The organism is Bifidobacterium sp. LH_424, assembly GCF_056356895.1.
This window is the reverse complement of the sequence record NZ_JBKEVC010000005.1, coordinates 1-21,879: the sequence shown is the minus strand read 5'-3', so window position 1 is coordinate 21,879 and position 21,879 is coordinate 1. Positions and strand designations below refer to the sequence as shown.

Sequence of the window (21,879 nt, the reverse complement as noted above, 5' to 3'; positions counted from 1 at the left end):
ACTCACATGGCATGCAAACGTGCGCATCATACACATCGAATCCCCGATGTTCAATCGAACATCCACGATGTATGTTTCGCCGGCGTTCTTGCCCCCTGTCGACGCCGACAAAAAGCACTATAACGAGGATTCATACCGTGGCTCGCGGAAGGGTGGTGGTATTCGGCGTGAGAAAGTTCACACGCTTTCGCAAGGGTGGCCGTGTCGTGATGCGGACTCGGAAAACGCCCCCGCCGGCGGGGCTGGCGGTGCGGGCGTGGATGGTGAGGGCGCGGTGCCGGAAACGCCCCCGCCGGCTGGGGCTGGCATTGAAGTGGAGGCACCTGACAACGCGCCCGGGGAGCGCCCCCGCTGGCGGGGGCTGGCAGCCGAAGGCTGACTGGGGGTGGTTCGCGTCGCCGGTGTGCAGGCCCCGCCCGGATTGCCCGTCCGGATCACCCGTCTGGACCACCCCCACCCGGCTTCGCCGGGAGCCCCCGCCGGCGGGGCGGTTGTGTGGACTCGCCTTCGGCGAGACTGTGTTGATTCGCGGCTTCGCCGCGGTGATGGGAAAAGGAAAGGGACCGCTGAGTCGCGGTCCCTTGCTGTATTGGCGGTGATTTGCGCGCGCGAAGCGCACAAGCGCAAATCACCGCCTACGTTTGCGGGTTTGGAAGCCCACTGGGCTTCCAAACCGGTTGTTGCAGCGCGAGCTGCAACAACCGACCGCAAACGTCAGCCCGTGTTCTGCAGGCCGGCGGCGACGCCGGACACGGTGCAGAGGATGAGATAGATGAACTCGGCCTGCTGGCTCTTCGAGAGCTCTTCCTTGTCCACCTTCTTACGCAGCGAACGCAGCGCGAGCACCTGGGTGACGGACAGCGCGTCCACGTAGGGGGAACGGATTCGGATGGCCTGGCCGAGCACGTGACGGTGCTGGAGCGGCCACTTGTCGCCGACGATGGCGAGCACCCACTTGCGGGTGAGCTCCATCTCGTGCATGACCTTCTCCGGCAGATCGGTGCGGTCGTCCAGCGCCAGGTACATCTTCGCGATGCGCTCGTCGGTCTTGGCGAGCGACATCTCGATGTTGTCGATGAACGTGGAGAACAGCGGCCACTCCTCGTAGGCCTGGCGCATCGTCTCCAGATCGCCGAACTTCTCGCACGCGGTGCCGAGGCCGTACCAAGCGGCCAGGTTGATGCGGGCCTGGGCCCAGGAGAAGATCCACGGAATCGTGCGCAGGTCGTCGAGCGACTTCGCGCCGAGGCCACGCTTGGCCGGGCGGGAGCCGATCGGCAGCAGGCCGATCTCGGTCAGCGGCGTCACGGTGGAGAACCACTGCGCGAAATCGGGCGTGTGCAGCAGGTCGAGGAAGCGGTTGTGCGCCGCCTCGTCGAGCTCGTGCGCCATCTCCGCGTACTTGACGGTCATGTCCGTGTTGCGCTTCTCGACGCTCGGCGCGGACTGGAGCAGGGTCGCCGCCGCGACGGACTCGACGTGGCGGATGGCCAGCACCGGGTTGCCGTAGCGGGCGAAGATGACCTCGCCCTGTTCGGTGAGCTTGAAGCGGCACTTGACGGAACCGACCGGCTGGGCGAGCACCGCACGGTTGGCGGGGCCGCCGCCACGACCGACGGCGCCGCCGCGGCCATGGAACAGGGTCAGGTCGATGTCGTGCGACTTCGCCCACTTGGCGATGCGCTCCTGCGCGGAGTGCAGGGCCAGCGTCGCGGAGGTCGGGCCGGCGTCCTTCGAGGAGTCGGAGTAGCCGAGCATGACCTCGAGTTTGTTGCCGGTGGCCTTGAGACGAGCCTGCACTTCGGGGATCTTGATCATGTCCTCGAGCACGTCCACCGAGTTCTGGAGATCCTCGAGCTGCTCGAACAGCGGGATCACGTCGATGGTCGGCACGTCCTCCGGATGCGCGAAGGCGAGACGGTTCAGCTCGTAGACGTCCTTGATGTTCTGGGCGCTCTTCGTGAACGAGATGATGTAGCGGCGGGCGGCCTTCGTGCCGTTGCGCTTCTGGATGGAACCGAGGGCGCGGAAGGTGTCGAGCACCTCCTGGGTCATCGGCTGCAGATCGCCGCGCTCGCCGTGCAGGCCGTGCTCGCGGATGTCCGCGAGAGCGCGCGAATGCACGACGGAGTGCTGACGGAACTCCATCTCGACCATGTGGAAGCCGAAGGTCTCGGCCTGCCAGATGAGGTCCTGCAGCGGGCCGTAGGCGGAGCGCTTGGCGCCCGCGTCGGCCAGCGACTTCTGGACCGTCTTCAGATCGGCGATGTAGTCCTCGCACGTGTGGTACATGAGGTCGGCGTCGCGCTCGATCGTGTAGTGCAGGCGGTCGGCGATCACCAGCATGACGGCGCGGTGCAGCTCCTTGGTGGAGATCAGCGCGGCCTTGTCGGTGAGCCTCTCGCTCATCTCCTTCTGGTGGCTCCACAGCACCTTGAGCTCGGAGCTCGGCGGCGTGGTCTCCGCTTCCATCGTGAGGTTGCGGCCCACGGTGCGGGTGGCCTCCTCAAGGGCGGCGAGCACGTGGTCGGAGAACTTGCGGGCCACCTGACGGCTCACCTTGGCGGTGACGTTCGGGTTGCCGTCGCGGTCGGAGCCGATCCAGCTGCCCGGGTGGAAGAACGCGGGGCAGACGGGCTCGACGAGTCCGGCCTTGTCGCCCAGCACCCAGTCGTCGAAACGACGGTAGACCTGCGGAATCGTGTGGAACAGCGTGTTGTCGAAGATGTCGAGGATCGTGTCCGCCTCCTCGACCGGGGTCGGCTTCTTCAGCGCGATCGGCGAGGTACGGAACAGCGCGTCGATCTCGTTGTAGAGGCGGCGGCTGTTCTCCTTCTTGTCCGAGCCGCCGAGCGTCTTGTGCGCGGTGAGCAGTTCGGAGATGCGGCGGATTTTGCCTTCGACGGCCTTGCGGCGGGCCTCGGTCGGGTGCGCGGTGAACACCGGGTGGAACTCGAGTCGGTCGAGCAGTTCCTTCGCCTTCGCCGGGCCCATCTCGTTGATGAGCTGGTGGTAGGCGACGGTAAGCTCGTTGATCGGGTCCACGGCGCTGTCCTCGGTCACCTTGGCCTCACGCGCGTGCAGCACGGAGACGCGGTAGTCCTCCTCGCACAGGTTCGCGAGGTGGAAGTAGGTGGCGAACGCGCGGGCCAGCAGCTGGGCGTCGTGGAGCTTCATCTTGTCGATGACGTCCACGGCCTTCTTCAGTCCGTCGTGATCCGGGTCGGGATCGACCATGACGCCTTCGAAGTGTTCGGCGCTGGCCTCGACCGCGTACTGGCGCACTTCGTCGAACGTGGCGAGCAGTTCGGGATCGAACTCGCCGAGCACGTCGCGCAGAATGCGCAGACACAGATCCATATCGCTGGCGAGTGATTCAGGCAGCTGACGCTCTTCGGGACCCTTGGTTCCGGTGCCGGTCGAGACTATCGTCGCGTCGGCGGGCGTGATCTGCTGATCGTTATCTGTCATCAGACCTCCTTCTGCCGCGTTGAGGGTTGCTCGGTCTGCCGATCGTCCATGGCTCCTCCATGGTTGTTGAGATCGGCCGTTGCGAGCCCACAGCCCTGCGCAGCGTTTGGTTGTGGTCGCCATTGTAGCCACGGGTAATCGCCGTTTACGTTACGAATCCCATTTTTCGCGCGAAATTGTGGGTGGATTTCGTGCGTTTGTCGAATCGTGACGCCGAAATGTCCGGTATGTGGGCAAAAAGATGGTCTCCGATGATTGCGGGGAGACTGCGCGGTAGTAATGGACACCGTGAGTGAGAGCCAAGAACAGAGCCAGCATCAGGACGGCGAGCCGCCGGTCCGGGGGCATGCCGACATCAGAAACAGCCATGAGCACGGCGCGATCGCCGTCCAGCATTTCCACACCCACTCCATCCCGTTGGATATGGAGGACATCGAACGCGATTGGGACAAGCCCATCGCCGAGGCGGGCATCGCCGCGAAGGCCAGCGTGATCGTGCGCGTCGGCCTGCTCGACCTGTCGGCCGGCACCGGATCGTTCCGCGTGCGCGAGATGATGCATCGCATCGCGTACCCGCTCGGCGTGCACGTGCGCGCCGACGTCAACCTCACCGACATCGAGGCCGCGTGCACGGACGGCAAGGACCGCATCACCGAGGTCATCGACCTGCCAAGCACCGGCGTGAACACCGAACGCATCTGGCTGCTCGAGCATTTCGCCGACTGGTTCAGCGTGAACCTCGGCGAGGAGAGCATGTACCACGTGCAGCCCGAGGTCTCGCAGGGCCTCATGCAGCATCTCGACGCGAAGGACGCCTCGCAGGTCTCCGCCGACCTCTCCAAGCAGTTGCGCAAGGAGGAGAAGGAGGAGAGGCGCGAGGAGCGTGAGGAACGTACCGTTTCCCGCCCCGGTCAGGACGCCGTGCTCGACGCGCTGGAGGAGGCCAACCGCCACAGCGATCCCGGCGACCCGCGCGCCCACCAGCTGCACGTGCACGAGGACGACTGGTCTCAGTCCGCGATGACCCAGTCGCTCGCCGCGCGCGCCGCCGACGAACAGGCCCGTGAAGCGGAACGGAAAGCGGAGCGGAAGGCGGAACAGGACGGCGCGGCGGATCGCGGGGGAGCGCAGGAGCCGCAACAACGCCGCAAGCCGAAACTGTCCGACCGCAAGCCGCCGAAGGAATACGCCGAACACTTCGACCACATCGGCGGCGCATCCGCGGCGAACGGCAACGGCGGCCGCGGCATCACCGTGCGGCAGGCGCACCACCGTCTCGACATGATCGAGCACCGCAAGCCGCTCTACTCGCCCGCCTTCGCCGGACTCGCCTCCGCGATCGCCTGCGCGTCCTTCGTGTTCCTGCTCGGCGGCGGCCCCTACGACATGGTCGGCGCGTTCTTCGGCGCCGGACTCGGCCACTGGCTGCGCCGCCGCCTGTTCAAGCACCACCTCAACCAGTTCTTCGTCACGTTCGTCTGCGTCGCGCTCGCCGCGCTCGTCTGCACCGGCACGCTGCGCCTCATCGGCCTGTTCGATCCGATCGCCCTGCAGCACGACACCGCGTACATCGGCGCGATGCTGTTCGTCATCCCCGGATTCCCGCTCATCACCAGCGGCCTCGACATGGCGAAGATCGACTTCCCATCCGGCATCCAACGCCTCACGTACTTCCTGTGCATCGTGCTGATGGCCACGCTCGCCGGCTGGATGGTCGCCTCGATCGTGCACCTCAACCCGACCGGATTCGAGCCGCTCGGCCTCAACGTGTGGGTGAACGGCGCGCTGCGATTCGTGTTCGCGTTCCTCGGGGTCTGGGGCTTCTCCGTGATGTTCAACTCGCCGCAGCGCATGTGCTTCGTCGCCGCGATCATCGGCGCCATCACCGATACGCTGCGCCTCGAGATCGTCGACATGGGCGTGCCGGCCGAGGCGGGCGCGTTCATCGGCGCCCTCGTCGCCGGCCTGCTTGCCACCGCATGGCGCTCGTCCGTGCGCAAGGGCTGGCTCGCGCCGCACTTCGGCTACCCGCGCATCTGCCTGACCGTGCCGTCGATCGTGATCATGGTGCCCGGCCTGTACATGTACCAGGCCATGTTCCACCTCGGCTCGTTCGACACATTGACCGCGCTCGACTGGGCGTTCAAGGCGTTCATGGTGATCATCTGTCTGCCGATCGGCCTCGCGATGGCCCGCGTCATCACCGACAAGTCCTGGCGCTACGACATCTGATTTCCTTTGCTCAGCCCCCTCGTCAGAGGGGGCCTTTTCTATGGTTTTCGCTCAGCATGCGAGACGTATTCGTGGGATTGTCCGCACTTTCGGGGAAGGTCGGCGAAAGCACTAGGAATTCCCAGAGAGAGAAACCCCACGGCCATCGCGCGCAGGCGTCACGCGTCTGCGCGGCGTGCGAAGTCGTGGATATTTCGGATAAGGCGGTTAGCGTGGCGAACGATTTCTGGATTCTGCTGGCCATGGTCATCTACTTCGCGGCCATGCTGTCCATCGGATTCATCTACTCCAAGCGGTCCAACTCCTCCTCCAAGGAGTACTTCGCGGGCGGCCGCGGCGTCGGGCCGTGGCTCACGGCACTCTCCGCCGAAGCCTCCGACATGTCCGGCTGGCTGCTCATGGGCCTGCCCGGCCTCGCCTACTTCACCGGCGCCGCCGACCCGCTGTGGACCGCGCTCGGCCTCGCCATCGGCACCTACCTCAACTGGAAGATCGTCGCCCGCCGACTGCGCCGCTACTCGGTCGTCGCCGGCGACGCGATCACCATCCCCGACTTCTTCGCCAAGCGCTTCCACGACACGAAGGGCGTCATCTCGACGATCTCCGCGATCATCATCCTCGTCTTCTTCTGCGTGTACGTGGGCAGCTGCTTCGTGACCGTCGGCAAACTGTTCAGCGCCCTGTTCGGCTTCGACTACCACCTGATGATGGTGCTCGGCGCGCTCGTCGTGTTCGTGTACACGATCGTCGGCGGCTACCTGTCCGTCGTGATGACCGACTTTATCCAGGGCCTGCTCATGTTCTTCGCGCTCGCCGTCGTGTTCGTCGGCACGGTCGCCTCCGCTGGCGGCATCGGCGAGACCGTCGCGTTCCTGCGCGCGATCCCCGGCTTCCTTTCCGGCACGCAGGTCGCCTCCCCGACGCTCGACCCCGAGACCGGTAAGCAGATCGTCGAAGCCGGCAAGGCCGTGTTCGGCGCTCCGACCGATTACGGCATCATCACGATCGTCTCGATGCTCGCGTGGGGTCTCGGCTACTTCGGCATGCCGCAGGTGCTCGTGCGCTTCCTGTCGATCCGTGACGCCGAGGAGGTGCGCAAGTCGCGTATCATCGCCACCTCCTGGTGCGTGCTGTCGCTCGCCAGCGCCGTGTGCATCGGCCTCGTCGGCCGTGCGATGATGCCGACGCACCTGCTCACCGGCACCGATGCGGAAACCATCTTCATCGTGCTTGCGCAGACGCTGCTGCCGAGCTTCGTGTGCGGCGTGGTCGTCTCCGGCATCTTCGCCGCGTCGATGAGCTCCAGCTCTTCGTACATGATCATCGGCGCCTCCGCTATGGGTGAGAACATCTTCCGCGGCCTGTTCCACAAGAAGGCCACCGACCGCCAGGTGATGATCGTCGCGCGCATCACGTTGGTCCTCATGTTCCTGTTCGGCTGCCTCGTCGCCTACGACCAGAACTCCTCGATTTTCCAGGTCGTCTCCTACGCGTGGGCCGGCCTCGGCGCCTCGTTCGGCCCGCTCATGCTGTGCGCGCTGTACTGGCGCCGCGCGAACAAGGTGGGCGCCGTCGCCGGCATGGTCTCCGGCACCGCCACCGTGTTCATCTGGCATAATCTCATCAAGCCGTTGGGCGGCGTGTTCGCGATCTACGAGCTGCTGCCCGCGTTCCTCGTCTCGCTGCTGTGCATCGTCGTGTTCTCGCTCGTCGCCGAGAAGCCGAACGACCGGATGCTCTATGAGTTCGACCACTACATGGACGACCCGCTCCCCGGCACTCTCCCCTCCGGCTCCGTCCTCGTCGACGAGCCGATGGAGGCCATGGCCGAAGAGGTGAGTGGACAGCACGGTGTGCTGTCCACCGACTCGGCCGGAGAGAGGCGATAGCCGAGCGACGGCAGGAAATCGCCTCGCCGCAGGCGAGTCGTTGCGTCGCCGGCAAGTAGCCTCGGCCCTTTCGGCCCCCTCTGACGAGGGGGCTCCCGGCGTAGCCGGGTGGGGGAGAGATATCGTCGACGTTACGTTCCGGCTATCTCTCCCCCAGTCTCACTGCGTTCGACAGCCCCCTCGTCAGAGGGGGCCAAGAAATCAGGTGCCTACTTCCCTCGTCAGAGGGAGGCAAGGCTGAACTCCCTCAATACGTCCGTCGTCCGGCGAGGAACGTCATCGCGACGTGGGTTCGCATCGCGCGCATCGCTTCCGGCGTCTCCATCGCGTACGGATCGGCGTCCAACAGCACGAAATCCGCATCATCGCCGGAACGCAGGTACCCGCGACCGACCTCAGTGGACGCCGCGAGCGCGACGCGCAGCGGCAGACGCTGCTCCGGCTGGAACGGTTCGCGCGCGGAACTCTCCGTCGCGAACACGGCCGCCGAAATCGCCATCCACGGGTCGAGCGGCGCTACCGGCGCATCGGAGCCCAGACGCAGCCGCGTTCCCGCCGCGTGCAGCGAGCGGAACGCGTACGGGACGCCGGCCGGATTCGCCCAGAACCGGCCGATCACGTCGCGGTCGTCCATCGCATGCTGCGGCTGGACGCTCGCTTCGAGGCCGAGCGCGGCCAGACGCGGGATGTCCTCGCGGCGCAGCATCTGCGCGTGTTCGATCGACCCGCGTGCGTGCGTGAGCTCCGCCGCGTCGAGCACGATCGCGTTCGCCTCGTCGCCGATCGCGTGGCAGGCGATGCGGAAGCCGTTCTCGGTGGCGAGTCGCATGTAGCGCGCGATCTGGCTCGGCGTGTAGCTGAGCGTGCCGTACGTGACCGGCGTGATGCCCGAATACGGCGTGGAACAGTAGGCGGAACGCGTGTTGAGTGAACCGTCGGAGATGAGCTTCATCGCGCCGACCTCGCCGAGCCCGCGGCTGCCGGGCAGCGGCTTGCCGGTGCGCCAGCCGGCGCGGATCGCGGCCTCCAGACGCTCCGGATAAACACCCGCCTTCACGCGCAGGCCGTCGATGCCGGCGGCGAAGCGCGCGGTCCACGTGTCGATGTTCTCCGCCATCTCGTAGTCGCGGATTCCGGTCACGCCCTTGCCTGCGGCATCCTTCTCCGCCTCGCGCAGCAGCCGATCGGTCTCCTCGGCCGCGCCCGGCGCCTTGTCGAACTTCGTGTACGCGTCGAACCATTCGAGCTCGCCGACGAGTCCGGTCTTCGCGTCCGCGTGCACGCCGAGACGGCGCGCGGCCGCCGAATTCACCCATCCGCAGTGCATGTCCGCGCTCGACAGCGCCACCGGCTGTTCGCCGGCAGCCGCGTCGATCGCGGCGAGCGTGGGCTGTTCGTCGTCGGCCCACAGCGAGTGGCGGAACCGCATGCCCACCACGAACGCGTCCGGGTCGAGCGTGCCGGCCGCGCGGCGAGCGTCGAGATGCGCGCGCAGCATCGCCATCGCCTCGGCGGCGGACTTCGCGTCGATGAGGTCGAGGCGGCCGAGCGTCTTCGACCATTGCGTGAAATGCGTGTGGCAGTCGACGAGTCCCGGGATGACCCACAGGTCGGATGCGTCGATGGTCGCGTCGGTGTCCGGCCGTGCGACGGCGTGGCCGGCGGCCGTGATCTTCCCGTCGCGGACGACGAGGTCCACGCGCTCGTCGCCGCCGGGGACGCGTGCGTTGAGGATGTTCAGCGATGTGCTCATGACGCCATCATGCCACCGGATTGTGAGCGCGCACACCCACTATCCGACCCATGGGCACGCAATGAGATGAACCATCGCAAGGGCGGATCGCTTCCCGTCATCCACCGGGTTCTCCACGATCGTCAACCGGTCGGACGGGGCAATGATCGGGAACCGGGGCTGCCGCATAGACTGGAGGCTCCGCGGGCACGACGGCGTGCTGGGAGCCGTCAGGAATCCGTTGAACGGGAAGGTGACGGTGATGAGTGAATCGATGGCGTTGACGGCATTGGCCGAACTGAAGTACCGAAGAATGAGAGATTGCGCCGAGCTGCAGCGGCGCAGCGGCTGGCGGCCGCCCTACGCGCTGACGACCGCCTTGGAGCTCGAATCGATCGAGATGCCGCGGCTGCCGGCTGGCTGCGCAAGACTCAAACGGCGCATCATGGTCGCCGTGCCCCATGCGAATCGGAAATACCGGGTCGACGGCGTCGCCGCGGTGGTCTGGCGGTTCCCGTTGGACACGGTGCTCGTCGACCGGCGTTTCCCATGCGTATCACCGGCCTGCACGTGGGCGATGTTCGCCGCTTACCTGGATCTGGAGGAGCTGATCGTGCTCGCCGATTCGATGATGCGCCGCGACCGTCGTCTCCGCCGGACGACGATGGAGGAGCTGATCGCCTATCTGGATGGTGCCCGGTCATACGCGCAGGCCATGGCGGAGGAAGGCGGCAGCGGACGTCTGTTCCGGGGATACGCGAACTGCAGGCGTGCGCTGCGGTTGGCGAGAAGCGGCACGGACTCCTCGATGGAGACGCGGACGAGACTGGTGATGCCGCGGTATGGTCTGGATGTTCCTCAGGTGAATTACCCCGTATCCATCAAGGGGCGTCCGATATATCTCGATCTCGCCTACCCCGAGTTCAAGATCTGCATCGAATATGAGGGAGCACATCATGCGGGGCAGTGGCTCAACGATATGACGAGGCGACAGCTGATCGAGGACGCCGGATGGAGGTACGTGCAGGTGACCAAATTGGACATCGGGGATGCGGATGATGAGGAGCGGCTTGCCGAAAGGGTCGCGAGGCATATGCGGGAGGTCACCGGCAAGACCATCCGTCTGACGAGGCGCAAAACCATCATGCAGATCTGCGATGCCAGATCGATGCGTCGGAAGCCGCTGTACGAACGTCTGGGATTCCGCCCGCTGATGCCCATCGAGCCCGACGATGTCGCGTATGGCGGCGGGGCCGACGAGTTGGATGCCATCGCGTAGCCGTAACCCGTACGGTCGGAGTCCGTACGGCCGTCGTTCCTGTGCTGCCGGTGGCGTAACGGCGTATCTCCATTCGAAGGGGTACTCCAGTGGCCGTCCGGACACCTATCTTCGTTGCGAGGGGTGCCGCACCGGTGCCAATCCACGTCGAATACGCCCAAAAACCTCCGATATAGAAGGGTGCGAGCGAAGGCGATACCCCTCGAAACGGAGATAGCCTCCCGGTCGCCACGTAATGTACCCCTCGTAGCTGGGTTAGGCGCCTAGGCGGCCGTTTTCCGTCCTGCAATCGTCACGCATCCGTCGCGCGCTCGTCATGCACCGGCTCACTGTGGTCCTGCCCCGGTCGTCGTCCATTCTCGGCTCGGAATAGTATGGGACCCCGCGCGGAGCGGGGTCCCATACCGTTTGCTGTGCTCGTTCGCGTCTGCGATCCGCGGCTCAGTATTTCATGCCCATTGCCTCGCGCACCTCGTCGAGGGTGGCGTTGGCGATTTCGTTGGCGCGCTTGTTGCCGTCGTGCAGCACGTCGCGGATGTAGTCCATGTCCTTGGCGAGCTCTTCGCGGCGCTCGCGGTGCGGGGCGAGGAATTCGTTCACGGACTCGGTGACGTATGCCTTGAGCGCGCCGGCGCCGGCGGAGCCGATCTCGGCGGCGATGTCCTTCGGGTCGCGGCCGGTGACGAGGCCCGCGGTGGTGAGCAGCGCGGAGACCTCCGGGCGGTTGACCGGGTCGAAGGTGATGGTGCGCTCGGCGTCGGTCTTGCTCTTCTTGATGAGCTTCGCGGTCTCGGCCGCGGTGGCGCCCAGCATGATCGAGTTGCCGTAGGACTTGCTCATCTTGCGGCCGTCGAGGCCCGGGATCTCCGGGGCGTCGGACAGGATCGCGGCCGGCTCCGGGAACACCGGATGCTTCTTCGCGTAGCGCTCGTTGAAGCGGCGGGCGATCGTGCGCGTGATCTCGATGTGCGGCAGGTTGTCCTTGCCGATCGGCACGACGTTCGCCTTGCAGAAGAGGATGTCGCACGCCTGGTGTACCGGGTAGGTGAGCAGCAGGCCGGTCAGCGCGTGGCCGGAGGCCTCCATCTCCGACTTGACGGTCGGGTTGCGGTGCAGCTCGGCCTCGGTGACGAGGGAGAGGAACGGCAGCAGCAGCTGGTTCTCGGCCGGCACGGCGGAGTGCGCGTAGATCATCGTCTTCTTCGGGTCGATGCCGGCGGCCATGTAGTCGAGCACGAGGTTGAGGACGTTGTCCTGAATGTGCTCGGTGGTGTCGCGGTCGGTGATTACCTGGTAGTCGGCGATGATGATGTTCGAGTGCACACCCTTGTTCTGCATGGCCACGCGCTCGCGGATGGAGCCGAAGTAGTGGCCGAGGTGCAGGCGGCCGGTCGGGCGGTCGCCGGTGAGCATCGTGAACTTGCCCGGGTCGGCCTCGAGCTTGGCGAGCGTCGCGTCGGAGCGCTTCTTCGCCGCCAGGAAGCTCGCGCTCATCTCGTTGCCGGCCGCCGTGACCTGCGGTTCGGTGGTCTGCGCCTGCGTTTCGTCCGTCATGCTCATCGTCCTTTGATTGATGGAGGCAGCCCGATCGGGCGCGTGTCGCCGTCGCGGGTTGTGTCAAAACCGTGCAAAATATCGCTTTTATCGTAAAAGCGCGAGCCGACAAGCCCGCATCGGAAAACAAGTGGTACTCTTCTTAGTTGATGAATCGATAGCAAGCATTATTTTCAGGGGGTCACATGGGCCGCGGACGTCAGAAAGCCAAGCAGCAGAAAATTGCCCGTAAGCTCAAGTATCTGACAACCGACACCGATTACGACGAGCTTGCCAAGGAGTTGAGCGGCCAGGAGCCGGGCACCGGTTCGGTCGACCCGTTCGCCGATCTCGACGATCATTACGATGACCACTATGCGGACGTCGCTTCGGGTGATTCCGCCCACGACGCGGATGACGCCGCCGGCAAGTCCGCCGCCCCCGCCGAGGACGACCTCGACGAGTACGCCAAGTGGGCCGCCGAGGCTGCCGCGAAGGCGACCAGCGGTGAATTCCCGAAGACGTCGGCCAAGCCGGCCGCGCCGAAGCCGATGGCTCCGCACAAGCCGATCCCGATGCCCGTCCCCAGCGCGCTCAAGCCCAAGAAGGCCTGAGCGCAGGGTCCGAGCTCACGCCTCCAGCGGCAGCAGCCATCCCAGATCATCCCGTTCGCCGACCGCGCTAATGCGGCCGGCGTCCTTTTCCTCCGCCCACGTGGTCACGCCGGTCGCGACGCGCAGCCACACGTCCGGGTCGAGTTCGACTACGTCCGGCGGCGTGAGATTATGCGGATCGGATTCCGGCCCGGCGAGGATCTTCACCGCGCCCCACGGCGCCACACGCACCTCCACGCCCGGCCCGGGGGCCTTGCGTTCCAGCAGGAACAGCGAGTAGCGCACGGCCATCGCCATCGTGGGCCGCGCCAGTCGCGGCGCGATCGCCAGCCTCGCGTCGCGCGTCGCGGCGGCGTCCCCCGCCGCGCGCGCATCCGCATTGTCGGCGGCGACGCCTGCCTCCCGCATCATCGCGGTCGCCGCGTCGCGCCACTCGTCGAACGCGCGTCGTCCGCGCGCCATATCCTTCTCCAGAATCACTGCCATACCGCCATTGTGCCGCGACCCCTGCCGCGCCGCCCGTGCGGCCGCGGCGGGGAGCGGCGATGGCGGATGATGCGACGCGACGATTGCGCGGGCTGCGTCCTCGCGCGTGACGACGTGTCGCGACGAACACGCGCGTCGCCGGTCTCGTTGGGGCTACGTAGTAGAGTGACGATTGTTGACCGATGAAAACGTATGCACGATGCCGTGCGAATGTAACGCACTGTTCATGTATGTGTTGGGGGTGAGCCACGCGGCGCGCCTTATGATGGTCAGGGAAGTCCCTCCCCGGAAGGAAAACGAGAATACTATGACCGAGATTACCGCTCCGAAATCTCCTGTCACGGCCGAGCAGTTCGCCGACGAGATTCGTGAACAACTGAAGTACGCGCAGGGCGTCACCGTCGAGCAGGCCACCGCCGCCGACGTGTACGTGGCCGCCGCCAAGGCCGTCCGCAACCATCTGCAGGACGCCTGGTTCACCACGCAGGCCGACACCGTCAACGGCAACACCAAGGCCGTCGGCTACCTGTCCGCCGAGTTCCTCATGGGCAAGCAGCTGGAGAACGCGCTGCTCAACGCCGGCCTGACCGGCCAGTTCGACGAGGCCGTCGAGGCCCTCGGCTTCCAGCCGAAGGACATCGTCGACGCCGAATACGAGCCGGGCCTCGGCAACGGCGGCCTCGGCCGTCTCGCCGCCTGCTTCATCGACTCCCTCGCCTCCCTGGGCGTGCCGGCCTTCGGCTACGGCATCCAGTACCGTTACGGCATCTTCAAGCAGCAGTTCGACGAGAACGGCAAGCAGGTGGAGACCCCGGACTACTGGCTCTCCAACGAGGAGCCGTGGGGTCACATCGACTACAACCGCGACCAGAAGGTCTCCTTCGGCGGCGAGGTCGTCGAGGAGAACGGCAAGAAGGTGTGGAAGCCGGCCTGGTCCGTGCGCGCCGTGCCGGTCGACTACCTGGTGCCCGGCTACAAGTCCCAGCGCGTGAACACGCTGCGCCTGTGGACCGCCCGCAGCTACGACGAGTTCGACCTGCTCGCCTTCAACCGCTCCGAGTACATGGAGGCCGTCGAGCCGAAGGTCAAGGCCGAGAACATCTCCAAGATCCTCTACCCGGAGGATTCCACCAAGGTCGGCAAGGAGCTGCGCCTCGAGCAGCAGTACTTCTTCGTGTCCGCCTCCCTGCACGACGCGATCCGCGTCTTCTACCCGGGCGAGGCCAAGCCGGACCTGACCACCTTCCCGAACAAGATCACGTTCCAGCTCAACGACACCCACCCGGTGATCGGCATCCCCGAGCTCATGCGCATCCTCATCGATGAGTACGACTACGACTGGGACACCGCGTGGTCCATCACGCAGAAGACCTTCAACTACACCTGCCACACGCTGCTGCCGGAGGCCCTCGAGGTCTGGCCGTCCAGCCTGATCGGCGAGCTGCTGCCGCGCCACCTCGAGATCATCGAGAAGATCAGCGACCAGTTCAAGGCCGAGCTCAAGGACAAGGGCGTGGCCGAGAACACCATCAACGACATGGCGATCTACACCGGCGACGCCGTGCGCATGGCCTACCTCGCCACCTACGGCGGCTCCCACGTCAACGGCGTGGCCGAGCTGCACTCCCAGCTGCTCAAGGACGTCACGCTGAAGAACTTCTCCGACGCCTACCCGGACAAGTTCACCAACGTGACCAACGGCGTCACCCCGCGCCGCTTCATCAAGCTCGCCAACCCGGCGCTGTCCGACCTCATCACCGAGGGCCTCGGCACCGACAAGTGGCTGTCCGACCTCGAGCTGCTGCAGGGCCTCGCCCCGCTCGCCCAGGACGACGAGTTCGTCAAGAAGTTCGCCGCCGTCAAGCAGGCCAACAAGCACTCCTTCGTCGGCTTCGCCAAGGACCACTACGGCATCGACATCGACGAGAACACCATGTTCAACACGATGGTCAAGCGCCTGCACGAGTACAAGCGTCAGAGCCTGAAGATCCTCGCCGTCATCTCCCGCTACGCGGGCATCAAGAACGGCACCATCAACGCCGACGACGTGCTGCCGCGCACCGTGTTCTTCGGCGCCAAGGCCGCCCCGGGCTACTACCTGGCCAAGATGACGATCCAGCTCATCAACAACGTCTCCCGCGTCGTCAACAACGATCCGGACGTCAAGGGCAAGCTGGCCGTCCACATGCTCCCGAACTACAACATCGAGATGGCCCAGAACCTCATCCCGGCCACCGAGCTCGACGAGCAGATCTCCCAGGCCGGCAAGGAGGCCTCCGGCACCGGCAACATGAAGTTCGCCCTCAACGGCGCGCTCACCGTCGGCACCCTCGACGGCGCGAACGTCGAGATCCGCGAACGCGTCGGCGCCGAGAACTTCTTCCTCTTCGGCATGAACGTCGAGGAGGTCGAGTCCCTCTACGCGTCCGGTTACGATCCGGCCAAGTACTACGAGGCCGATCCGCGACTCAAGCAGGCCATCGACCTCGTCGCCGGCGGCACCTTCTCCGAGGGCGACCGCAACGCCTACGCGCCGCTCGTCTCCGACTGGCTGACCAAGGACTGGTTCATGACGCTCGCGGACTTCTCCTCCTACGCCAACATCCAGGCCCAGATCGAGGAGCTGTACACCCACCAGCTCGACTGGAACCGCAAGGCCATCCTCAACGTCGCGAACTCCGGCTTCTTCAGCTCGGACCGCTCCATCGAGGATTACTTGGAGCGCATCTGGAAGACCGGCCCCCTCGCCTGACCTTTTCCTTGGCTCCCCTTGCAGGGGAGCTGGCCGCCGCAGGCGGACTGAGGGGTAGACAGCGCCGAACGCAACGTGGTTCCGTCGTCGCCCCCAGTCCGCTTGCGCGGACAGCCCCCTCATCCGAAGGGGCCAGCTGGCCGGCTCAAGCCAATGAACATGAAAGCCCCGCAACCTTCGTCAGGTTGCGGGGCTTTCATGTTGCTCACGTGGTTCACAGGCGCGCGTCACGGCCGCACGCGCCCGCTCGAAGAAAAAGAACTCAGGCCTCGGCAGCGGCTTCCGGAGCGTCCTCGGCGGGAGCCTCATCGGCCTCCTCGTCCTTGTCCTTGCCCTTGTTCAGGCCCAGATCGACCGGAGAGGAGCTGTTCTCCCACGGTTCCTCCCACGGATCGTAATCCGGGTTCTGCTGCTTGTAGATGTACAGGCCGACCAGACCTGCGAGCAACGCACCGAACAGCAGCGCAAAGAACTTCCAACCGTTCGAAGACTTGTTCTCCATGACGGCTCCTTTCCCATTCTCGTCGGCCTGTCCGTCCAAGCCAACCCTGCAACCCATCATAGGCGTGCTTATGTGTGGATTGGGTGGAACGACACCGGGATTCTCCCCGCCCGCTACGATGGCAGCATGCGTATGAGCTTCCCGACGAAACGGCAGATCCAGTACGAGTGGAGGAACGGCGGGCCCGTCGTCACGTGGTCGATCATCGGCCTGTGCGTGGCCGTGTGGGCGGTCGAGATGCTGTTGCGTCTCGTCGCGCCTGCCGCGTTCCAGACGTTCGTCGGCGCGGGCATGGTGATGCCGCTGACGATGCTCGCCAAGCCGTGGACGATTCTCACGTCGATGTTCCTGCATGCGCCGAACCTCATGCACATCCTGTTCAACATGATCGCGCTCTGGTCCGTCGGCCCGATGCTCGAACGGCTGATGGGCCATTGGCGCTTCCTCGCGCTCTATCTGATCTCCGGGTTCGGCGGCGCCGTCGGCATGCTCGTCTGGTCGCGCGTGACCGGCGACTGGATGACCGCCGCCTATGGCGCGTCCGGTGCGTTGTTCGGTTTGTTCGCGGCCGTGTTGGTCGTATACCGTCGCGTCGGTGAGGACATCCGTTCGATGATGATCTGGATGGCGGTCAACTTCCTGCTGCCGTTCGTGGTCGGCGGCATCGCATGGCAGGCGCACGTCGGCGGGTTCGTGGTCGGCGGCGTGCTCACCTGGCTGCTCGTCGCCGGTATTCCGGCGCTGCGGCGTCGCTCCTTCACCCAGCGCATGTGGCTCTACGGCGGTGCGATGGTCGTGCTTCTGGTCGCGGTCATGCTGCTGTGCGCGCCGATGTGGTGAGTGCGGTGATGTGGTGAGTGCGGTGATGTGGTGAGCGGTGATTGTCTATCGGTGATTCCCGTATTCCCTATATGTGGGTGATTCGGTGGGTAATCACACATATGTAGTTTTCCACAAATGTGGAAAAGAGTGTGGATAACTTGGGGATAACCAGTTGATAACTGGTGGACAACAGTGGATATATCCCGTGGATAAGTCGCGTAATCGTTGATTTTGCAACGATTGTGCGCTGTGGACAACGTGCGTCCGAAGTTATCCACAACGTTGCTTTCCACCGTGGATTACGCCGTTGTGGATGCGTGTGGACGCTGCACGGTGGATAACCTGTGGATTTCGGTGGATAACCAGTGGATAAGTTGTGCACAACTGTGGATAACCTGTGGATAACTCCGTGAACATCGTCCGCAATCCCAGTATTTCCAATATCTGAGGTCCTGTGGATAACTGTGGACAACTTTCCACATCCGTTATCCACAGTCGTCCACCGCGGCGCGGGGTCTCTCCCTCCGTCAGCCTGCGGCTGACACCTCCCTCGTCAGAGGGAGGCGAGTACCTCAGTCCCCAGTCCCTCGGCCCCGAACCCCCTCAGTCCGGCGAAGCCGGACAGCTCCCCCTGAAGGGGGCGCAGGGGGACGGCGTATCGGGGCATGTGCAGCTTCCCCTGAGGGGGCGCGGAGATATGACGAAGGGGGTGTGGCCAATGGCCACACCCCCTTCGGGCACGAGCACGCTGGGCGCGCGTCGCTCTGCGCTCAGCGCCACCACATGGTCATGAGGAAGCCGATCATGATGATCACGAAGCCGATGAGCAGGTTCCAGGCGCCGATGTTCGGGATCGGGTAGTTGCTGGTCAGGTAGTAGCAGACGACCCACACGAGGCCGATCACCATGAGGATGCAGAACAGCGGCACGAACCAGCGCGGGTTCGACTTGGTGCCCTTGATCGTCTCCTCGACGCGCTTCGTGTTCTCCTCCTGGCGGGCCATCATGCGCTTCATCTGCGGCGTCATGGCCGACTTGTCGGCGGTGGCGTTCAGGACGGCCTCGACCTGATCCATGTCCACGGTGAACCCGTTGTCGGTGGAATCATCGGAGGAATCGGACTTGGCCTTCGTGTCCGCCTTCGTGTCCGCAGTCGTTGCGGTCTCGGACTGCCAGTCCTTCTGGTCCTTCGCGTCGTTCTCGTTGAGCTCTTCGTCAGCCATCAGCGTAGTCTCCATTTCAATAGGCTAGGAGTCATAATAGTGGCTACACTCGAAAGCGGCGAACAATGCCCGCCATGACGTTCGCAATCTGGTGAAATCCGGGTGGAGCCATGGCCGGAACAGCCGGAACAGCCGGAATGACCGGGAACAGCCGGAACACAGACGAAAGGCGCGCGTATGGCCAGACATGGCGGCAAGCATATCGCGAAACGTTCCCTGTGGGGCAGCGTCACCATCATGGTCGTCGTGGCGCTCACCGGCTACCTGTTCGCGACGAATCTGCGCGCGAACCGCACGACCGTCGTCAATTCGGATACGGCGCAGCTCGTCGAACAGCGCGTCAAGGAGGTCGACGGCCTGTCCGCCGACGTGAAGAAGCTCAGCTCCGACGTGAGCACGCTCACCGAGCTCACCGCGAAGAACAGCGACACCCCGTCCACCAGCGAGGATTCCGGCACCGGCACGACGTTGCCGAAGGTGGAGGGCCCCGGCATCACCGTCACGCTCAACGATTCGCCGATGTGGGAGCAGGCGGTCGATTCGTCCGGTTCCAGCAGCGACATCGACAAGTACGTGATCCATCAGCAGGATCTCGAGGCGGTCATCAACGCCCTGTGGGCGGGCGGAGCCGATTCGATGCAGTTCATGGACCAGCGCATGCTGTTCAATTCGGCGGTCATCTGCTCCGGCAACGTGGTCTCGCTGCACGGCAAGAAGTATTCGCCGCCGTTCACGATCTCGGCGATCGGCGATCCGGACCAGCTCATCGAGGCACTTGACGAGTCGCCGGCGATCGCCATCTACAAGCAGTACGTGAGCGCGTTCGGCCTCGGTTGGAAGGTGGAGCGCAAGAAGAGCCTCACGTTCGACGAGACGCCGTCCCTGCTGCAGCCGCTCAAGTACGCGGCCGTCACCAAGGGCAGCGGCACCGATACCACGGACGCCACCGATACCACCGATACCACGAACGATACGCAGTCGGCGGCCGGCTCCACGGCCGGCCAATCCGCGACGGAAGGGGAATGACCAGATGAAGCACAGCGCACAGCACGGACGCGCCTCACGCAACGCAGGCATGCCACCGGTACCGATGCCCCCCGGCGCCGCGGCGAATCCCGCAACCGCGACACCCCCCTCCCGCCGCAACGGCCCCGTCTGGCAGGCGGTCGGCATCCTCGCCGAGATCCTCATCACGCTCGCCGCGATCTGCGCGCTCTACATCGTGTGGCAGATGTGGTGGACCGGCGTCGAGGCGGAACGCACGCAGGTCGAGACCCGTCAGAAGGTCTCCTGGTCCGACCCGTCCGCAAGCGGAAACGACACGAAGATCGCGCAGGCGCAGCAGGGCGACGCCCCCGTGCAGCCTGAGTCGGCGAGCTACGGCGACCTGATCGCGCAGCTGTACGTGCCGCGCTTCGGTGCCGGCTGGCAGCGCAACGTGGTCGAGGGCACGGACGCCGCCCAGCTGGCCCGCCACGGTCTCGGCCACTACGAGGACACGCAGCTGCCCGGCCAGGTCGGCAACTTCGCGATCGCCGGCCACCGCAACGGCTACGGCGAACCGCTCGGCGACGTCGACAAGCTCAAGGAGGGCGATCCAATCGTCGTGCGCACGAAGGACTACTGGTACGTCTACACGTTCACGAAGTACAAGATCGTGCTGCCCGAAGACGTCTACGTGATCGCCCCCGACCCGTTCAACAGTGGCCAGCAGGCCACGAAGCGCATGATCACGCTCACCACCTGCGAGCCGAAATACTCGACGCCGACGCATCGTTGGATCGTCTGGGGCGAACTCAAGTACTGGGCGAAGGTGTCCGACGGCATCCCGCAGGAGCTCGCCACCACCGACTCGTCCGGCAAGGTGAAGTTCGCGAGCAACAGCACCACCGCGATGTCGCTGCCCGCGCGCATGGGCTCGATGAAGCCGGTCGTGATCGTCGCGCTCGTCGCGTGGCTCATCCTGTTCATCGCCGCCGCGGTCGCGTGGCGTTGGCCGGCGCGCGCCGCGATCCGCGCCGGCCTCCGCCCGCGCCCCGACGCGAGCATCTACGGCGGCCTGCTGCGGCTTCAGCCGGGCGTGCTGCCGGTCCGTCTTGTCCTGCTCGGCCTGCTGTGCGTCGCCGCCGCGGCGTCCCTGTTCGAGTGGACGTTCCCGTGGGCGGCCACCAACATCCCGTTCCTCCAGCAGATGAGCAATTTCGCGGTGTCGTCGTGACGTCGCGCTCGTGCGCGGCTGTGGCGTCGCCACGCGCCGGCCGCGCACGATGCGCGCGTCGCGTCCGTGGCGCGGGAAGCCCGCGGCCACGTCGCGCGCGCGGCGGTAGACTGGCGGTCAGTACGTCCCTATTTCCCGCGACGGGAGTCTTGCGACAGGACGCCCGTGAGGATGCCGTAAAGGAGCCATCGTGACCGATTCCGCGCATATTCTGGTGATTGATAACTATGATTCGTTCGTCTACACGATCGTCGGCTATCTGAAGACGCTCGGCGCGACCGTGGACGTGGTGCGCAACGACGCCATCGACCCGTCCGACGAGCACGTGACCGACGGCTACGACGGCGTGCTCATCAGCCCCGGCCCCGGCGCCCCCGCCGATTCCGGCGCCAGCGAGGACATGATTCGACTGTGCGCCAAGCAGGGCAAGCCGATGTTCGGCGTGTGCCTCGGTCTGCAGGCGCTCGCCGAGGTGTACGGCGCCACCGTCGACCATGCGCCGACGATCATGCACGGCAAGACGAGCCTCGTCGAGCATGTCGATGACGAGATCTTCGCCGGCGTCGCGAATCCGATGACCGCGACCCGCTACCATTCGCTCGCCGTCGAGCCCGATTCCGTGCCGGATACGCTCGAAGTGACCGCGTGGACGCAGGGCGACCACATCGTGCAGGGCATCCGCGTGAAGGGCAAGCCGATGTTCGCCGTGCAGTTCCACCCCGAATCGGTGATGACGCAGGACGGCTACCGTCTGCTCGCCAACTGGCTCGCCGTCTGCGGCCAGACCACCGCCGTAGCCAACGCCCAAGGCCTCCAACCCAAAGTAGTGAAGTAAATAGGCCCCCTCTGACGAGGGGGCTGTCAGCCGAAGGCTGACTGGGGGAGAGTAGAGGAGCGGCCGCAGGCCGCGGGAAATACTGCATCGGCTGAAGCCGATTCCATTTCCTGCGGCCTGCGGCTGCTGTCTCTCCCCCACCCGGCTTCGCCGGGAGCCCCCTCGTCTGAACCGCACCCTGATTGTTGGACTGAAGTAATTCGGATTCGATGATTGGAGGTGCGGTTTCTCATGTCCGGGAATCGCAGGCGTCGTTATGACGATGGTTTCATGCGGCTCGTCGTTGGTGTC

At 65.2% G+C, this 21,879-nt stretch carries 15 protein-coding genes; 9 read left to right on the top strand and 6 right to left on the bottom strand.

Features of this window, described 5'->3' with window-relative positions:
* Positions 1-714: 714 nt before the first annotated feature.
* Positions 715-3,471 carry a phosphoenolpyruvate carboxylase gene (locus AC1AYP_RS05710; RefSeq protein WP_476547089.1) on the bottom strand — a complete coding sequence of 919 codons (2,757 nt, stop codon included), beginning with the start codon at positions 3,469-3,471 and terminating at the stop codon, positions 715-717.
* Between the two features lie 423 nt (positions 3,472-3,894).
* Between AC1AYP_RS05710 and AC1AYP_RS05705 the strand changes: the two genes are divergently transcribed.
* Positions 3,895-5,703: a threonine/serine exporter family protein gene (locus AC1AYP_RS05705; protein WP_476547164.1), complete on the top strand. Its 1,809-nt coding sequence runs from the start codon at positions 3,895-3,897 to the stop codon at positions 5,701-5,703.
* A gap of 212 nt (positions 5,704-5,915) precedes the next feature.
* Positions 5,916-7,592: a sodium/proline symporter gene (locus AC1AYP_RS05700; protein ID WP_476502232.1), complete on the top strand. Its 1,677-nt coding sequence runs from the start codon at positions 5,916-5,918 to the stop codon at positions 7,590-7,592.
* A 247-nt stretch (positions 7,593-7,839) separates the two neighbouring features.
* Here AC1AYP_RS05700 and AC1AYP_RS05695 read toward each other — a convergent pair whose 3' ends face one another.
* Positions 7,840-9,345, bottom strand: a complete 1,506-nt coding sequence (locus AC1AYP_RS05695) for an amidohydrolase (RefSeq protein ID WP_476502233.1) — start codon at positions 9,343-9,345, stop codon at positions 7,840-7,842.
* Positions 9,346-9,586: 241 nt separating this feature from the next.
* On the opposite strand from AC1AYP_RS05695, the gene AC1AYP_RS05690 reads away from it, so the two are divergent.
* Entirely contained in the window at positions 9,587-10,603 is a 1,017-nt protein-coding gene (locus tag AC1AYP_RS05690; RefSeq protein ID WP_476502234.1) for a hypothetical protein, read from the top strand.
* A 441-nt stretch (positions 10,604-11,044) separates the two neighbouring features.
* Here AC1AYP_RS05690 and trpS read toward each other — a convergent pair whose 3' ends face one another.
* On the bottom strand, positions 11,045-12,157 hold the full coding sequence (gene trpS / locus AC1AYP_RS05685) for a tryptophan--tRNA ligase (protein WP_476502235.1): 1,113 nt from the start codon (positions 12,155-12,157) through the stop codon (positions 11,045-11,047).
* Between the two features lie 185 nt (positions 12,158-12,342).
* On the opposite strand from trpS, the gene AC1AYP_RS05680 reads away from it, so the two are divergent.
* Complete coding sequence (locus AC1AYP_RS05680) at positions 12,343-12,750, top strand: DUF3073 domain-containing protein (RefSeq protein WP_476502236.1); 408 nt, start codon at positions 12,343-12,345, stop codon at positions 12,748-12,750.
* A 15-nt stretch (positions 12,751-12,765) separates the two neighbouring features.
* On the opposite strand, the gene AC1AYP_RS05675 is transcribed toward AC1AYP_RS05680, so the two are convergent.
* The gene (locus AC1AYP_RS05675) at positions 12,766-13,236 is read right to left on the bottom strand and encodes a sterol carrier family protein (protein WP_476502237.1); all 471 of its coding nucleotides are present in this window, start codon (positions 13,234-13,236) and stop codon (positions 12,766-12,768) included.
* Positions 13,237-13,543: 307 nt separating this feature from the next.
* Here AC1AYP_RS05675 and AC1AYP_RS05670 point away from each other — a divergent pair, with 307 nt between their 5' ends.
* Positions 13,544-15,988 (top strand): glycogen/starch/alpha-glucan phosphorylase, encoded by a 2,445-nt coding sequence (locus AC1AYP_RS05670; protein ID WP_476502238.1) that lies wholly within the window; start codon positions 13,544-13,546, stop codon positions 15,986-15,988.
* A 262-nt stretch (positions 15,989-16,250) separates the two neighbouring features.
* Here the strand turns inward: AC1AYP_RS05670 and AC1AYP_RS05665 are convergent, their stop codons facing one another.
* Positions 16,251-16,490 carry a hypothetical protein gene (locus tag AC1AYP_RS05665; RefSeq protein WP_476502239.1) on the bottom strand — a complete coding sequence of 80 codons (240 nt, stop codon included), beginning with the start codon at positions 16,488-16,490 and terminating at the stop codon, positions 16,251-16,253.
* 132 nt (positions 16,491-16,622) lie between these two features.
* On the opposite strand from AC1AYP_RS05665, the gene AC1AYP_RS05660 reads away from it, so the two are divergent.
* Positions 16,623-17,330, top strand: coding sequence for a rhomboid family intramembrane serine protease (locus AC1AYP_RS05660; protein ID WP_476502240.1), 708 nt, complete (start codon positions 16,623-16,625; stop codon positions 17,328-17,330).
* A 752-nt stretch (positions 17,331-18,082) separates the two neighbouring features.
* Here AC1AYP_RS05660 and crgA read toward each other — a convergent pair.
* Complete coding sequence (gene crgA, locus AC1AYP_RS05655) at positions 18,083-18,550, bottom strand: cell division protein CrgA (RefSeq protein WP_476502241.1); 468 nt, start codon at positions 18,548-18,550, stop codon at positions 18,083-18,085.
* Between the two features lie 162 nt (positions 18,551-18,712).
* On the opposite strand from crgA, the gene AC1AYP_RS05650 reads away from it, so the two are divergent.
* The 3 genes from AC1AYP_RS05650 to AC1AYP_RS05640 all read left to right on the top strand — a co-directional run bounded on the left by AC1AYP_RS05650 (position 18,713) and on the right by AC1AYP_RS05640 (position 21,588).
* Positions 18,713-19,561: a DUF881 domain-containing protein gene (locus AC1AYP_RS05650; protein WP_476502242.1), complete on the top strand. Its 849-nt coding sequence runs from the start codon at positions 18,713-18,715 to the stop codon at positions 19,559-19,561.
* Positions 19,562-19,565: 4 nt separating this feature from the next.
* Positions 19,566-20,753 carry a class E sortase gene (locus AC1AYP_RS05645; RefSeq protein WP_476547087.1) on the top strand — a complete coding sequence of 396 codons (1,188 nt, stop codon included), beginning with the start codon at positions 19,566-19,568 and terminating at the stop codon, positions 20,751-20,753.
* Positions 20,754-20,943: 190 nt separating this feature from the next.
* Positions 20,944-21,588, top strand: coding sequence for an anthranilate synthase component II (locus AC1AYP_RS05640; RefSeq protein WP_476502244.1), 645 nt, complete (start codon positions 20,944-20,946; stop codon positions 21,586-21,588).
* Positions 21,589-21,879 lie beyond the last annotated feature (291 nt).